At 67.5% G+C, this 15343-nt stretch carries 12 protein-coding genes; 2 read left to right on the top strand and 10 right to left on the bottom strand.

Annotated elements, in window-relative coordinates; genetic code table 11:
* Nucleotides 1-62: 62 nt before the first annotated feature.
* Both B551_RS23080 and hppD read right to left on the bottom strand, forming a co-directional pair.
* Nucleotides 63-1448, bottom strand: a complete 1386-nt coding sequence (locus tag B551_RS23080) for an amino acid permease (RefSeq protein ID WP_006576332.1) — start codon at nucleotides 1446-1448, stop codon at nucleotides 63-65.
* A gap of 196 nt (nucleotides 1449-1644) precedes the next feature.
* Nucleotides 1645-2718 carry a 4-hydroxyphenylpyruvate dioxygenase gene (gene hppD / locus B551_RS23075; RefSeq protein WP_023265103.1) on the bottom strand — a complete coding sequence of 358 codons (1074 nt, stop codon included), beginning with the start codon at nucleotides 2716-2718 and terminating at the stop codon, nucleotides 1645-1647.
* A 262-nt stretch (nucleotides 2719-2980) separates the two neighbouring features.
* Between hppD and B551_RS23070 the strand changes: the two genes are divergently transcribed.
* Together B551_RS23070 and B551_RS23065 are read left to right on the top strand one after the other, a co-directional pair.
* Nucleotides 2981-3454, top strand: coding sequence for an Lrp/AsnC family transcriptional regulator (locus tag B551_RS23070; protein WP_006576330.1), 474 nt, complete (start codon nucleotides 2981-2983; stop codon nucleotides 3452-3454).
* Between the two features lie 170 nt (nucleotides 3455-3624).
* Complete coding sequence (locus B551_RS23065; protein ID WP_006576329.1) at nucleotides 3625-4323, top strand: SDR family NAD(P)-dependent oxidoreductase; 699 nt, start codon at nucleotides 3625-3627, stop codon at nucleotides 4321-4323.
* 282 nt (nucleotides 4324-4605) lie between these two features.
* Here B551_RS23065 and B551_RS23060 read toward each other — a convergent pair whose 3' ends face one another.
* The 8 genes from B551_RS23060 to czcI all read right to left on the bottom strand — a co-directional run.
* A complete protein-coding gene (locus B551_RS23060) occupies nucleotides 4606-5514 on the bottom strand; it encodes a LysR family transcriptional regulator (protein WP_006576328.1) in 909 nt (302 codons plus the stop codon).
* Nucleotides 5515-5593: 79 nt separating this feature from the next.
* Nucleotides 5594-6082, bottom strand: coding sequence for a DoxX family protein (locus B551_RS23055; RefSeq protein ID WP_006576327.1), 489 nt, complete (start codon nucleotides 6080-6082; stop codon nucleotides 5594-5596).
* Between the two features lie 14 nt (nucleotides 6083-6096).
* Entirely contained in the window at nucleotides 6097-8265 is a 2169-nt protein-coding gene (locus B551_RS23050; protein ID WP_006576326.1) for a xanthine dehydrogenase family protein molybdopterin-binding subunit, read from the bottom strand.
* Complete coding sequence (locus tag B551_RS23045; protein ID WP_043442397.1) at nucleotides 8262-8729, bottom strand: (2Fe-2S)-binding protein; 468 nt, start codon at nucleotides 8727-8729, stop codon at nucleotides 8262-8264. The genes B551_RS23050 and B551_RS23045 overlap by 4 nt, the downstream gene beginning before the upstream one ends.
* Before the next feature lie 212 nt (nucleotides 8730-8941).
* Nucleotides 8942-12106, bottom strand: coding sequence for a CusA/CzcA family heavy metal efflux RND transporter (locus B551_RS23040; protein ID WP_006576324.1), 3165 nt, complete (start codon nucleotides 12104-12106; stop codon nucleotides 8942-8944).
* 14 nt (nucleotides 12107-12120) lie between these two features.
* On the bottom strand, nucleotides 12121-13359 hold the full coding sequence (locus B551_RS23035) for an efflux RND transporter periplasmic adaptor subunit (RefSeq protein ID WP_006576323.1): 1239 nt from the start codon (nucleotides 13357-13359) through the stop codon (nucleotides 12121-12123).
* 18 nt (nucleotides 13360-13377) lie between these two features.
* The gene (locus B551_RS23030; protein ID WP_023265101.1) at nucleotides 13378-14730 is read right to left on the bottom strand and encodes a TolC family protein; all 1353 of its coding nucleotides are present in this window, start codon (nucleotides 14728-14730) and stop codon (nucleotides 13378-13380) included.
* 80 nt (nucleotides 14731-14810) lie between these two features.
* Nucleotides 14811-15343 (bottom strand): cation efflux protein, CzcI family (gene czcI / locus B551_RS26785; RefSeq protein ID WP_253281407.1); only part of this gene is annotated, 533 nt, incomplete at its 5' end.

The following is a 15343-nucleotide window of genomic DNA, read 5'->3' as shown; positions in this document are numbered from 1 at the left end:
ACGCGCGGCGTGGCTAGCGGCGCCGGGTGCCGCATCGCATTGCCGTCACCGCCATTACTGGTTCAGCGTACCGGCGCGCCTTGCGGCAGCGCTTGCGCGGCGTCCTTGTTCCGCAGCCGGTAGCACACTGCCAGCACGCCCAGCCATACCGGGATCAGATAGACCGAGAGGCGCAGGTCCGGCGTCAGGTACATGATCACCAGGATGCCGGCCATGAAGACCAGGCACAGGTAATTGGTCAGCGGGTAGCCGAAGCTCTGGAAGCGCGTGGTCACGCCGGCGCTGCGCTTGTGGGCGCGGAACTTCAGATGGATCACGCTGATCATCGCCCAGTTGATGATCAGGGCCGACACCACCAGGCCCATCAGCAGCTGGAACGCCTTGCCCGGGATCAGGTAGTTGATCAGCACGCAGACCGCGGTGGCAGCCGCCGAGGCGCCCAGCGCCACGACCGGAATACCGCGCCGATTGACCTTCAGCAGTGCCTTGGGCGCATTGCCCTGGCGCGCCAGGCCGAACAACATGCGGCTGTTGCAGTAAACGCCGCTATTGTAGACCGACAGCGCCGCGGTCAGCACCACCACGTTCAGCACGTTCGCGACCCAGTTGCTGTTCAGCGCATGGAAGATCAGCACGAAGGGGCTGCCGCCGCTGGCGACGTTTTCCCACGGATACAGCGACAGCAGCACGCCGAGCGCGCCGACATAGAAGATCAGGATGCGATAGATGACCTGGTTGGTCGCCTTGGGGATGGTCTTCTCCGGCGAATCGGCTTCGGCAGCGGTAATGCCCACGAGCTCGAGGCCGCCGAACGAGAACATGATCACCGCCATCGCCATCACCAGGCCGGACACGCCGTTCGGGAAGAAGCCGCCGTGCTGCCACAGGTTCGCCACCGTGGCCTGCGGGCCGGCCTCGCCGGACACCAGCAGATAGCCGCCGAAGCCGATCATGCCGATGATCGCCGCGACCTTGATGATCGAGAACCAGAACTCGGCCTCGCCGAAGGACTTGACGCTGGCCAGATTGACCGCGTTGATGATCAGGAAGAAGGCCAGCGCCGACACCCAGGTCGGAATCTCGGGCCACCAGTACTGGACGTAGATGCCGACCGCCGACAGCTCGGCCATGCTGACCAGGATATAGAGCACCCAGTAGTTCCAGCCCGACATGAAGCCGGCGAAATTGCCGTAGTACTTGTTGGCGAAATAGCTGAAGGAGCCCGCCACCGGCTCGTCGACCACCATTTCGCCGAGCTGGCGCATGATGAAAAAGGCGACGATGCCGGCAATGGCATAGCCCAGCAATACCGAAGGGCCGGCCATCTTGATGGTCTGGGCGATGCCCAGGAACAGGCCCGTGCCGATGGCACCGCCCAGCGCGATCAGCTGGATGTGCCGGTTCTTCAGGCCGCGGTGGAGCGCGCGGTCCGTGTTGTCTGCATGCATGAAGTGTTTCCTCTACCCATTCTTTTGGAATGATAGCCGGGCGCCTCTATCGGACGGGCGCTTATGGCTGTGCGCTGCCGCGGCGCGGGTAGCGCCGGGCAGTCGGTGGATATGACCCTGTGAATCGTCCCGACGCGATCGTCGGGCTCGCTGCCGATCCGCGGAATCAGACCGGCCCGACCGATCGATCAGACGATCAGACGGTCAGCACGCCCCGCTCGATCTGGTCGCGCTCGAGCGATTCGAACAGCGCCTTGAAGTTGCCTTCGCCGAAGCCTTCGTCGCCTTCGCGCTGGATGAACTCGAAGAACACGGGGCCGAGCAGCGGCTTCGAGAAGATCTGCAGCAGCAGGCGCCGCTGACCGCCTTCGGTGGTGCCGTCGAGCAGGATGCCGCGGGCCTGCAGCTGGTCGACCGGCTGGCCATGGCCGGGCAGGCGCTTGGCCAGGTTGTCGTAGTAGTACTGGTTCGGCGCGGTCGCCAGCGGCACGCCCGACAGTTGCAGGTTGTCGATGACCTCGATCAGGTTGTCGCACAGGAAGGCGATGTGCTGGATGCCTTCGCCGTTGAACTCCATCAGGAATTCCTCGATCTGGCCGCCGCCCTTCTGCGATTCCTCGTTCAGCGGAATGCGGATCTTGCCGTCCGGCGCGGTCATCGCCTTCGAGGTCAGGCCGGTGTACTCGCCCTTGATGTCGAAGTAGCGGATCTCGCGGAAGTTGAACAGCTTCTCGTAGAAGTCAGCCCAGTACGCCATCCGGCCACGGTAGACGTTGTGCGTCAGGTGGTCGATCAGCTTCAAGCCGTGGCCGACGGGGCGGCGGTCCACGCCTTCGACGAATTCGAAGTCGATGTCGTAGATGCTCTTGCCGTCTTCGAAGCGGTCGATCAGGTACAGCGGCGCGCCGCCGATGCCCTTGATCGCCGGCAGGCGGAGCTCCATCGGGCCGGTCGGGATCTCGATCGGCTGCGCGCCGAGCTCGAGCGCACGGGCGTAAGCCTTGTGCGAGTCCTTGACGCGGAACGCCATGCCGCAGGCGCTCGGGCCGTGCTCGGCGGCGAAGTACGCAGCCAGGCTGTTCGGCTCGCGATTGACGATGAAATTGACGTCGCCCTGGCGATACAGCACCACGTCCTTGGAGCGGTGGCGGGCCACCAGCGTGAAGCCCATCTGTTCGAACAGGGGCTCGAGCACGTTCGGCGTCGGCGAGGCGAATTCGACGAATTCAAAGCCCATCAGCTGCATCGGGTTGTCAAAGAGATCGCTCATATCGTCTTCTGGCAAGTGGGTTGTGGGTCCGGGATGCCGGGGCATCCCCCGGGGAAATATTATTTCGGCTTCGCATGCGTCCGGCGGCACTGGCGCGCGTCGGCCCCTCGGGGGCCTCGGCATGTAGCCGGAACAGTCGGCGGCATGCAGCGATGCGATGCAGTTTATATTTCGGGGCGCCAAATTGGATTTCGTTAAAACCACAGGGAAACCCTAGGATGTGAGATAACATTTCATCCATACGCGCCTTGGAGAAATAAAGATGCATTCGATCGAACTGGACCGTACCGACCGCCGCCTGCTGGACGTTTTGCAGGAGCACGGCCGCGCCTCCAACCTGGAACTGGCCGAGGCCATCAACCTGTCGCCGGCGCAGACTTTGCGGCGTCACCGGCGCCTGGAGGAAAGCGGCATCATCAAGCGCTACGAGGCGCGGCTCGACGGCGCCATGCTCGGCTTCGGCGTAGTGGCATTCATCCATGTGACGATGGAACGCGGCCATATCCGCGACCTGTCCAAGTTCAAGGGCCTGGTCACCGAGCTGGCCCAGATCCAGGAGTGCTTCTCCGTGACCGGCGATATCGACTACGTACTGAAGGTGGTCGCGCGGGATCTGAAGTCGCTGTCGGATTTCCTGCTCGATACGCTGATGCGGATTCCCGGCGTCAGCGGCGTTCGATCCAGTGTATGCCTCGACGAGATCAAGTGCACCAGTGCGATGCCGCTGGAGCTGTAGGCGGGCCCTCGGCCCCAATATCGGCGCCATGCCGCAATTTTCTGCCGCGACACAGGGTTAGCCCGAGCCGCAATCGCAACATCCTGTTGGGCGCGCCGCCATACACTGGGCGCCGACCGCATCGGCGCCGGGCCGCCGGCGCCACGCAACGTATATCCAGGAGATCCGACATGGCATTCGACTTCCACGACAAGACCGTCCTCATCACCGGCGCGGCCGGCAACCTCGGCCGCGCCGTCGCCGACGCCTTTGCGCGTGCCGGCGCACGTCTGGTGCTGGTCGACCGCCCCGGCGTCAGCCCCACCCTTCCGGCCGGCGAGCATCTCGCGGTGGAAGCGGACCTGCTGGACGCGGCCGCGGTCAAGCGCGCGGTCGAACAGGCGATCGGCAGCGCCAACCGTATCGACGTGGTGTGCAATCTGGCCGGTGGATTCGGCATGGGCCCGGTCGTCGGCGAAGGCGCGGATGCGCAGTGGGAGCGGATGTTCGACCTGAACCTGCGCACCGTGCTGAACGTGTCGCGCGCGGTGGTGCCGCACATGATCGCGGCCGGCGGCGGCAGGATCGTCAATGTCGGCGCGAACTCCGCCGCGCGGGGGCTCGCGCAGATGGGTGCCTACTGCGCGTCCAAGGACGCGCTGGCGCGGCTGACCGAGGCGCTGTCGGCCGAAGTGCGCGACCAGGGCATCCATGTCAACGCGGTGCTGCCCAGCGTGCTCGATACCCCGGAAAACCGTGCGGCGATGCCGGACGCCGACGCCTCGCGCTGGGTCGACCCCGCGGCGCTGGCCGACGCGATCCTGTTCCTCGCCTCGGACGCCGCCCGCGCGATTCACGGCGCGCTGCTGCCGGTGGTAAATCGGGCCTGAGGCCGGGCCCAGGCTTGCCTGGGGCGATGCCGTCGCCTGCGCCGCTTGCACCGCCGCGCCCTCTCCCCAGTCCTCTCCCGCAAGCGGGAGAGGGAGCACGTCATCGCGACCAGGATGGCCGCGCGCCAAGCAGGCCGCTGTGCTTCCCTCTCCCGCGCGCCGGAGAAGGGGGCGGTCATCGCGAGCAGATTCGCGACACGCCAAGCAGACCGCTGCGTGCTCCCCTCTCCGGCTTGCGGGAGAGGGGCTGGGGGAGAGGGCCGCCCCGCGCGCCAACCGTCGCTACTTCAGCGGCCCGAAGCGCTCCTCGTACAGCGCCGCGACCCAATCGACGAACGCGCGTACGCGCGGCGCCAGCTGGCGCTGCGACGTGTACATGACCGAGATCGGCAGTTCCGGGCACGGCCAGTCCGCCAGCACCTGCACCAGCCGCCCCGCGCGCAGATGCTCCTCGAGGCGGAAGCGCGGCACCTGGATCAGCCCGCAGCCGGCCAGCCCGGCCTGCGTATAGCACTCGGCGTCGCTGACGGTGATCCAGCCTCGCGGCAGGTATTCCACGACCTCGCCGTCGATCCGTACGGTGAACGGGTAGCGATAGTCGTGATTGCGCGAGAAAAAGCCCACGCCCTGGTGCTGCGCGAGTTCATCGGGATGGCGCGGCGTGCCGTGCCGCTCCAGATAGGCCGGGCTGGCACAGATGATCTCGGGAAGATTGGCCAGCCGCCGCGCGACCAGCGACGATTCTCGCGGCACGCCGGCCCGCACCACGCAATCGATGCCCTCCCCGACCAGATCGACCAGGCGATCGCCGCTGCTGACCACCAGCTCGATATGCGGATAGCGCCGATGGAAGTCGTCGATGCGCGGCAGGATGATCATCGCCGCGTGGATGCCATGCAGATCGAGCCGCAGCGTGCCGCGCGGATCCGATACGTGGCTGCTCAGCGAAGTCTCCGCATTTTCGAGCTCGGCCAGCACGCGCTTGCTGCGCTCGTAGAACGCCTGGCCGTCGAGCGTCGGCCGCACCTGGCGCGTGGTCCGTTCCAGCAAGCGCACGCCGAGCCTGGCTTCCAGTTCCTTGATCGCATGCGTGGCGGTCGCGCGCGGAATATTGAGCGCGTTGGCGGCACCGGAGAAGGTGCCCAGTTCCACGATGCGGGTAAACAGTTGCAAGGCGTCGAAGCGGTCCATGCCGTTGGGATCGATCTGCATTGAAGGTCCGGCAGAATTAACAGATCGATCCGCGCCGCGTCAATCCCGCCATGCCAGCCTATGACCGGCGGCGCGCCGCCAGCAGGGCGTCCACCGACCAGCGCCCGCCGCCGCGCGCCGCGATCAGCAGGGCCACCGCGAGCAGCACCAGCGGGTACTCCATGCCCCGATCGATCCAGGCGAAATGCTGGCGGTGGATATAGCAGATCGCGATCATCTGCAGCGTCATCAGCGCGGCCAGCGGGCGGGTCAACGCCCCGGCGATCAGCATCGCGCCACCGAAGGTCTCGAGCACCGCCACCAGCCACGCCAGCACCGGCGCACCAGGCAGGTGCAGCACGTCCGCGATCAGCCGCGTCGCCCCGGCCATCGGGTCGGCCATCGAACCGTGGCTGGTGCCCAGCAGCTTCGGCAGGCCGTGCGTCATCATCACGATGCCGAACACGGTCCGCATCAGCAGGTAGGCCAGCGGTTCGAGCCGGGAGGCCGGCAGGCTGGCAATGACGCCGCTGGGCGCCTGGGCATGCGAAGGAACTTGGTTGGACATGGAAGGCTCCTGGTTCAGGCGTTCGGTCGAGTCCGAGCGCGCGGGGGCAAGGTCAACGGCAGTTCGCGCAGCCTGGCGCCGGTCAGCTGGAACACCGCATTGGCAACCGCCGGCGCGATCGGCGGCGTGCCGGGCTCTCCGGCACCACCGGGACTCTCCGCACTGTCGACGATATGGACTTCGATTACCGGCATCTCGGCCATCCGCAGCGCCGGGTAGTCGTGGAAGTTGGATTCGCGCACCGCGCCGTCGACGATCGTCACGCGGCCATGCAGCGCCGCGCTGAGCCCGTAGACGATGGCGCTCTCCATCTGCGCGCGCACGTTGTCGGGATTCACCGCCACGCCACAATCGATCGCGCAGACCACGCGATGGACGCGGATGGCGCCGTCCCGCACCGAGACTTCGACGGCCTGCGCCGCCACGCTGCCGAAGCACGCGTGCACGGCAATACCGTGCCCTCGACCGGGTTGGGGCCGACGCCCCCATCCGAAGCGCTGCGCGGCAAGTTCCAGCACGCGCCGATGGCGCGGTGCGTCCTTCAGCAGTCGGAGGCGATAGGCGACCGGGTCTTGTCCGCTGGCGTGCGCCAGTTCGTCGACCATCGACTCCATCGCAAAGGCCGCATGACTATGACCTACCGAACGCCAGTACCACACCGGCACCGCGGTGCGCGGGGAATGCGCGACGACGCGGTGCGCGGCGGCACCGAGCACATAGGGGGAGTCGACCACGCCCTCGACCGAGGTCGGATGCACGCCTTCGCGTTCGGGATGGTTGGACTGCCCGGCGATGCCGTGCCGCCACGCCAGTGGCCGGCCGTCGCGATCGAGGCCGACGCGGATCCGATGCACGAAGCCGGACCGGTAATAACCGCCGCGGACGTCGTCTTCACGCGACCACACGGTCTTGACCGGCGCGCCCGCGGCGCGGGCGACGTGCGTGGCCTCCGCGATGAAGTCCTGCACCGCCCGCCGCCCGAAGCCGCCGCCCAAAAACGTGGTGTGGATCCGTACCTGCGCAGGCTCGACCCCGGCGATCTGCGCCACCGTGCGCTGCGCCAGCGTCTGCATCTGCGTGCCGACCCAGACATCGCAGCCATCGGGCCCGAACCGCACGGTGCAATTGAGCGGCTCCATCGGGGTGTGCGCGAGATACGGCAGCCGGTACTCGGCCTCGACCGTGCGCCGCGCCTGCGCCATGCCGGCGTCGACGTCGCCTGCCTCCAGCGCGATCGGCCCGGGCTCGCGCGCCAGCCGCGCGAAGTCCGCCATCAGCGCGGCGCTGCCCAGCGCCTTGTCGCCGCCCTGCCATTCGACCTTCAACGCATCGCGCCCGCGCTTGGCGGCCCAGTAATGGTCCGCCAGCACGGCCACGCCGCTGGGCACGGCCAGCACCTGCCGGACGCCAGGCACGGCGCGCGCAGCGCTGTCGTCGAAGGAGACCAGCTTCGCGCCGAACATCGGCGCACGCGCGACCACCGCGGTCAGCAGGCCGTCCAGCTTGACGTCGATGCCGAAGCGGGCACGGCCGGTAATCTTGTCGGCGGCATCGAGGCGCCGTGCCCCCTTGCCGATCCACTTCCAATCGCCCGCGTTCTTCAAGCGCAGCGCCTCGGCGGCAGGCACCGGCAGTGCCGCGGCCTCGTGAACCAGTTCGCCATAGCGCAGCCGCCGGCCGTCATGCACGACCGCCCCACTGTCGGTGCGCAGCACGTCCACCGGGACCTGCCAGCGCGCTGCCGCCGCCTGCACCAGCATCGCGCGTGCCGCGGCGCCGGCCTGCCGGTAGCGCAGAAATTCGCTGCGCACGCTGCGTGAGCCGACCGTGCCCTGCATGCCACCGAGCATCGCAATGCCATAGGCCGGTGCCGCGGGAGCATGTTCGACGCGAATGCGGGTCCAGTCCGCATCGAGCTCTTCGGCGATCAGCAGCGCAAGCGAAGTCCAGACGCCCTGCCCCATCTCGGAATGCGCGAGCAATACCGTCACGCTGTCGTCGGCACCGATGCGGAGGAAGGCATTGGGTGTCCACGGTGCCGGCTCCGCAGCCATGGCATCGTCGACAGCGCCATCCGCCAGCCGGCGCATCGACGGCACCGAGAATCCGATCACCAGCCCGCCGCCGAGCACCGCGCCAGCGGCCAGGAAACGGCGCCGCGAAACGTCGAGCGGGGCCTTCACGATGCCAGCTCCCGCGACAGCTCGGCGGCGCGATGGACCGCCGCGCGAATGCGCTGGTAGGTACCGCAGCGGCACAGGTTGCCCGACATCGCCGCGTCGATGTCCGCGTCCGTCGGCGCGGGGTTCTGACGCAGCAGCGCCGACGCCGACATGATCTGACCCGACTGGCAATAGCCGCACTGCACCACGTCCAGCTCGGCCCAGGCCCGCTGCACCGGGTGATCGCCGCCCGCGGACAGTCCCTCGATGGTGGTGATCCGCGCTCCTTGGACGGCCGAGACCGGCAACACGCAGCTGCGCTGCGCCACGCCGTCGACGTGAACGGTGCAAGCACCGCACTGCGCCATGCCGCAACCAAACTTGGTCCCGGTCAGGCCGGCCGCGTCTCTGAGGACCCAAAGGAGGGGCATGTCCGGGTCGACCTGCAGGTCGTGCTCGGTGTCGTTGATCGTCAGCTTCATGATTCGGTTCTCCGCCGCGGCACCCTGCCGTCGTTGGCGCATTCTGTCGGCTGCGCCGCGGGCCCACAATCCGGCTGCCGTTGGCAGGTCTATTCAATGGGGACGAACAATGGCGAGCGGCCCTCGGATGACGCCGATGTCAGGAAACGGATATCGGAGATGCCGCCGGCGATCGCCGGCGGCTTGCGCAGAAGGAAGACGGAGCGCCTTCGCGCTCAGGCCGGGTGGGACACGGCCGCGGTCGCCAGAGCCTCATCGCGCCGGTGTGCCAGGCGATACAACACCGGCAGCACCAGCAGCGTCAGCGCCGTCGATGACAGGATGCCGCCGATCACCACGGTGGCCAGCGGCCGTTGGACCTCGGCGCCGGTGCCGGTCGCGATCGCCATCGGCACGAAGCCGAGCGAGGCGACCAGTGCCGTCATCAGTACCGGCCGCAGCCGCGTCAGCGCGCCGAGCCGGATCGCCTCGTCGAGGGGCTTGCCCTGTTCGCGCAGCGTGCGGATGAACGACAGCATCACCAGCCCATTCAACACCGCGACGCCCGACAGCGCGATAAAGCCGACCGCCGCCGTGATCGACAGCGGCAGGCCGCGCAGCCACAACGCGAGGATGCCGCCGGTCAGCGCGAACGGAATGCCGGTAAACACCAGCATGCCGTCCTTGATGTTGTTGAACATGACGAACAGCAGCACGAACACCAGCAGCAAGGCCACAGGCACGACGATCTGCAAGCGCTCGGTGGCGGAGCGCAACTGCTCGTAGGTACCGCCCCAGCTCATCCAATAGCCGGTGGGCATCCTCACCGCGCTGTCGATCGCCGCCTGCGCCTCGGGCACGAAGCTGCCGATATCGCGGCCCCGGACATTGGCGCTGACGACGACGCGCCGCTTGCCGTTCTCGCGCGATATCTGGTTGGGCCCCGGCGAGATCTCCAGCGTGGCGACCTCGGCCAGCGGGATATAGCTGACCCGCGCATCGGCCCCGCCGCCCTTCGGCAACGCGATCGGCAGCCGGCGCAGCGCCTCGATGTCCTGCCGGACTGCATCTGGCAGGCGCACGATGATGTCGAACCGCCGATCGCCCTGATAGAAGATGCCGGCCTCCTTGCCGCCGATCGCAATCGCCACGGCGTCCTGGATGTCGCTCAGGTTGAGCCCGTAGCGCGCCGCCTTGTGGCGGTCGATGTCGACGGTCAGCATCGGCAGCCCGGTGGTTTGCTCGACCTTGACCTCGGACGCGCCCGGCACGTTGCGCAGCACTGCCGCGATGCGCTCGCCCGTCTGGTCGAGCACCGCCTGATCGTCGCCGAACACCTTGACCGCGACGTCGGACCGGACACCCGAGATCAGCTCGTTGAAGCGCAGCTGGATCGGCTGCGAGAACTCGTAGCGATTGCCCGGCAGCTTCGCGACCTCCGCCTGCATCGCTTCGAGCAGCGCCTCCCGGGTCCTGACCGGCTTGGGCCACTCCGATTGCGGCTTCAGCATGATGTAGCCATCGGAGATATTGGGCGGCATCGGGTCGGACGCCACCTCGGCGGTGCCGGTACGCGCAAACACGCGCTCGATCTCGGGGAATTTCGCCATCAGCGTCGTTTCGAGCTGCTTCTGCATCTCGACCGACTGCGACAGGCTGGTGCCCGGGATGCGCAGGGTCTGGATGGCGATATCGCCTTCGTTCAAGTTCGGAATGAACTCGCTGCCCAGGCGCGACGCGATGGCCAGGCACAGCACGACGGCGACGCTGGCAAAGGTCAGCACGACCGGCGCGTTCGCCAGCGACCGCTCCAGCCAGTCCGCATAGCGCTGCTTCGCCCATGCCATCAGCCGGTTTTCCTTCTCGGCGACGCGCTCGCCGATGAACAGCGCGACGGCGGCGGGCACGAAGGTCACCGACAACAGCATCGCGCCCAGCAAGGCCAGCACCACGGTGAAGGCCATCGGGTGGAACATCTTGCCTTCCACGCCGGTCAGCGCAAAGATCGGCAGATAGACGATCATGATGATCAGCTGGCCGAACAGCAGCGGCCGCCGTGCCTCGCGCGCGGCGGCGAACACTTCCTCGAAGCGTTCGGAGCGCGTCAGCGGCCTGCCGCGATGCGCCTGCGCATGGGACAGCCGCCTCACGCAGTTCTCGACGATCACCACCGCGCCGTCGACGATGATGCCGAAGTCCAATGCGCCCAGGCTCATCAGGTTCGCGCTGATCCGGTAGCTCACCATGCCGGTGAAGGTGAACAGCATCGACAACGGAATCACCAGCGCCGTGATGATCGCCGCGCGGATATTGCCGAGGAACAGGAACAGCACGACGATCACCAGCACCGCGCCCTCTAGCAGGTTCTTCTTGACGGTGGCGATCGCCTTGTCGACCAGCCGGGTCCGATCGTAGACCGGCACGATCCCGACGCCCTTCGGCAAGGTGCGGTTGATCGCCTCGACCCGCTCGCCGACCGCCTGCGCCACCGCGCGGCTGTTCTCTCCCATCAGCATGAACACGGTGCCGAGCACCACCTCCTTGCCGTTCTCGGTGGCGGCGCCGCTGCGCAGCTCCCTGCCGATGCCGACCTCGGCGATATCGCGCACGCGAATCGGCTGCCCTTGCGCGCTGCCGACGATCACCTCGCCGATCTCTGCCTCGCTGCGGACCTGCCCCGGTGCGCGCACCAGATACTGCTCGCCGCTGCGCTCGATATAGCCGGCCCCGACATTGTCGTTGTTGCGATAGAGCGCGCTGACGACGTCGGCCAGCGTCAGGCCATACGAGGCCAGCTTCTCCAGGCTCGGCGCGACCAGGTATTCCTTGTCGAAGCCGCCGATCGAGTTGACCTCGGTCACGCCCGGCACATTGCGCAGTTGCGGCTTGACGACCCAGTCCTGCAGTTCGCGCAGATCGGTCGGCGTGTAGCGCGAACCGTCCGGCTTGCGCGCGCCCTCCTTTGCCTCGACGGTCCACAGATAGATTTCGCCCAGCCCCGTCGAGATCGGGCCCATCGCCGGCGACACGCCGGCGGGCAGCCTTTCCTTTGCCTCCTGGATCCGCTGGTTGACCAGCTGGCGCGCGAAATGGATGTCCGTGCCTTCGTTGAAGATCACGGTGACCTGCGACAGGCCGTAGCGCGACAGCGAACGGGTCTGCTCAAGGCCCGGCAGGCCCGCCATGGCGGTCTCGATCGGATAGGTGATCCGCTGCTCGGTCTCCAGCGGCGAATAGCCCGGCGCCGAGGTATTGATCTGGACCTGGACGTTGGTGATGTCGGGCACGGCGTCGATCGGCAGGCGCGTGTAGCTGTACGCGCCCAATGCCGCCATGCCAAGCACCGCGAGCAGCACCAACCAGCGCTGTGCGATGGCGAAACGGATGACACGTTCGAACATGGCGATCTCCGGTGTCAGTGCTGGTGCCCGGCAGCGTCCTTGCCGAGGTCGGACTTCAAGACGAAGCTGTTGCGCGCGGCATAGCGCGTGCCGGGGCGAAGGCCTTCGCGGATTTCGACCAGTTGGCCATCGCTGCGTCCGGGCACGACGCGCTGCGCGACAAACCCCTTGGGGCCGGCCACGAACACCACGCGGTAGCCGTCGACGTCCTGCACCGCATCGGCCTGTACCGCGACCGGTACCGTAGCCTTGTCGGTCAGCACCTCGACGGTGACGAACAGGCCCGGCCGCCAGGCCAGGTTCGGATTCTTCAGCGTGATGCGCGCCTTCGCCGTGCGGGTCTGCTCGCCCAACAGCGAGCCGACATACGAGACCTTGCCTTCCGCCTTGCCGTCCGACGCGGCCGATCGGATCAGCGTGGTCTCGCCGACCCGTACGTGATCCAGGTCCCTGGCCGAGACGACGAACTCGGCCCAGACCGTCGATAGATCCGAGATCGTGAAGATATTGGCGTTGTCGGCCACCGCCTCGCCCAGCGCCAGATGCTTCTCGACGATGACGCCGTCGAAGGGCGCGCGCAGTTCGAACTGGTTGAGCCGCGCCGACGAGGCCTTTGCACCGACCGCGGTCAGCTTCTGCTGCGCGTTCTGCACGGCGATGCGGGCCTCCTCCAGCGCCGCCTTTGCCTGCAGATAGTCCTGCTCGGCGGAGATCTTCTCCTCCCACAGCTTGCGTTCGCGCTGATAGGTCGCGCGGGCCAGCTCCATGCGGCGTTGCGCGGCCAGCAGTTCGCTGCGCTGATCCGACAGCGTGGTGCTGGCGATCACCGCCAGCAATTGCCCCTTCGTGACCTGCTCGCCCAGCGTGGCCGGCACGCTTTCGGCAACGCCAGCCAGACGCGGCACCACATGCGCGGTGCGGTCTTCGTTGAAGCGGATTTCGCCGGGAAACTGCAGGCCCGACTGGATCGTCGCGGGGCCTGCGGTCTCGATGATGATGCCGGCGCGCTGGATCTGTTCGTCGGTCAGCGCGATCGGGGCGTCGTGGTCGGTATGCCTGTCCGCGGCCGAAGTTGCGGCCGGGGTTGCCGCCGCTGCCGATGCCTGTTCGGCGCCATGCCCATGCGCGTCGCCGTGGTGTCCGTGCGGGTCCGCAGAACCGGCGCGGCCGGTCAGCAGCACGGCAGCCGTTGCCAGCGTGCCGACCGCGAGAATGGCCGCGATGGCGGCCTTTTGCTTCGATGTGATTCCCATGATCGAGATCGGTCCTGGTTAGCGTCCGACGATGCGGTCGATGGTGGTGGCCGCCTGATAGGCGCGGGCCAGCACGCCGAGATAGCGAATGCGCGCCTGGAACAGCGTCCTCTGGGCGTCGAGCACGTTCAGGAAGTCGAACTTGCCGGCTTCAAACCCACGCGTCGCGGCGTCGTAGGCACGCTGGGCCGCGGGCAGTACCGTTTCCTTCAGCGCCTGTGCCGAGCTGCGAGATACGGCCAGCTGGTTGCTCGCCTGTTGCAGTTCGTTGGCCAGACGGATCCGGTTGGCCAGGAATTCGTCCGCGGCCTTGTCGGCGCGCCGGATCGATTCGTATAGATTGCCCTGGTTGCGGTCGAACAGCGGCAGCGGTATCGCCACGCCGAGCACCGGCATGGTCCGATTGGCCTCGTTGTCGCGCTTGGTGCCGACGCTGACGGTGATGTCCGGATAGCGGCGGCTGCGTTCTACGTCGACCAGCGCCTGCCGGCGGCTCACTTCGAGACGGCTTGCCAGCAGCAGCGGCGAGTCGTCGAGCGCGGCCAGCAACTGCGCCGGCGCGGGACGCGACGGCAGCGCATCGAGGTCGCCGCGGACTTCGGTGAATTGTGGCGAGGCATTGCCCCACAGCGCGGCCAGCGCCTGCCGGGACGACTGCAGTTCCGCCGTGGCGTCGGCCAGTTCGAGCTCGGCATTGGCCTGCTCCACCGCGGCGCGCGTCTCCTCCAGCGGCGAGACCTTGCCCGCGGCGACACGCCTTGCCGCCGCATCGGCGCCCTTGCGCGCGACGTCGACCGAGGCGGTGGCCAGCCTGACGCGCTCCTGGGCCACCGCCACGCCGAAGAAGGCGGCGATCACCGTGGCACGCAAGTCGGCCCGCGTGCTGCGCCACTGCGCCTGGGCGACGTCGCGGCCCCGCTCGGCCGCGGATATCCGCGCGGCGCGCTTGCCGCCCAGTTCGATCGGCAGGTTGAGCTGCGCCGTGGTCGCACGGGTCTCGCGCCGCGTGTCCTCCATGGCGACCGCCACTTCGGGATTGGGAAACGTCCGCGCCTGCCGGATCGCGCCTTCGGTGGCGTCGATCTCCCTGGCTGCGGCGGAAAGAGAGAAATTGCCGGCCGCGGCCAGCGCCAGCGCTGTCTCCAGCCTCAGCGGCTCAGCGCCCTCACTTGGCCGCGCGGAGGGTTCGATCGCGGGCAGCGGCGGTTGCGGGTATGGCTGCTGGAATGGCTGCTGGAATGGCTGCTGGAATGGCTGTGGGTATGGCTGTGGGTATGGCTGTGGGTATGGCTGTGGGTATGGCTGTGCGCCAGCCCGGCCGGGGCCGAAAAGAATGGCCGCCATGCACAGCGGCACGATGTATCGTCGCATCGAATTGCACCTGGAAAAGACACCAAGGGAATTCGGCGAGACGGGAAATCAGGGAGGGATCGGTCCGGTCGTCTCGCCGCTCAAGCGAGACGAAGCCACTGCGGGCGATCGGGGGCGCGGGGATGGAGCGAGGTGTAGTGGAAATCGTGCGTCACCAGCACGGTCCGCGGCAGCCGCAACACCGGCACGTCGGTCGATTCGGGACGCGCGAACGGCAGCGAGGCTAGATGGCAGGTGCCGCAGTCGGGATCGAACAGGCCTGCGGCGTCAGTGTCCTTGGTGGCGTCGGCCTTGGCGCTGGCCTTGTTATCGGCCTTGTTGTCAGCCTGGAAGCTGGTGCTGCCCTCGCCGCGATGTTGATGCTGATGATGGCCCAGGTGCCATTGCGCCGCCGGCCGCTGTTCGTGCCCGCAATAGGCGGCGGCCGCTGCCCAGACGGACTGGAGCGGCAACAGCATGACCAGCAGGATCAGGAAAAACCGGCGCATCGCGAACAGGATCTTGGGGCGGCTCGCCGCCGGCAATGAATGCCGGTCAGCACGATGGACGGGCCGCGCGCCGCACAGTGTACCGCAAGCGCCAACCTGTCGTCCCCGCGCATGCGGGGACCCAG

Source organism: Cupriavidus sp. HPC(L) (genome assembly GCF_000307735.3).
GTDB lineage: Bacteria > Pseudomonadota > Gammaproteobacteria > Burkholderiales > Burkholderiaceae > Cupriavidus.
This window is presented reverse-complemented; position numbering and strand designations above follow the sequence as displayed.

Coding starts and splice junctions, on each gene's coding strand:
- B551_RS23060 (WP_006576328.1), bottom strand. CDS start 5,514: ATGGACCGCTTCGACGCCTTGCAACTGTTTACCCGCATCGTGGAACTG.
- B551_RS23080 (WP_006576332.1), bottom strand. CDS start 1,448: ATGCATGCAGACAACACGGACCGCGCGCTCCACCGCGGCCTGAAGAAC.
- B551_RS23040 (WP_006576324.1), bottom strand. CDS start 12,106: ATGTTCGAACGTGTCATCCGTTTCGCCATCGCACAGCGCTGGTTGGTG.
- hppD (WP_023265103.1), bottom strand. CDS start 2,718: ATGAGCGATCTCTTTGACAACCCGATGCAGCTGATGGGCTTTGAATTC.
- B551_RS23070 (WP_006576330.1), top strand. CDS start 2,981: ATGCATTCGATCGAACTGGACCGTACCGACCGCCGCCTGCTGGACGTT.
- B551_RS23035 (WP_006576323.1), bottom strand. CDS start 13,359: ATGGGAATCACATCGAAGCAAAAGGCCGCCATCGCGGCCATTCTCGCG.
- B551_RS23055 (WP_006576327.1), bottom strand. CDS start 6,082: ATGTCCAACCAAGTTCCTTCGCATGCCCAGGCGCCCAGCGGCGTCATT.
- B551_RS23065 (WP_006576329.1), top strand. CDS start 3,625: ATGGCATTCGACTTCCACGACAAGACCGTCCTCATCACCGGCGCGGCC.
- B551_RS23030 (WP_023265101.1), bottom strand. CDS start 14,730: ATGCGACGATACATCGTGCCGCTGTGCATGGCGGCCATTCTTTTCGGC.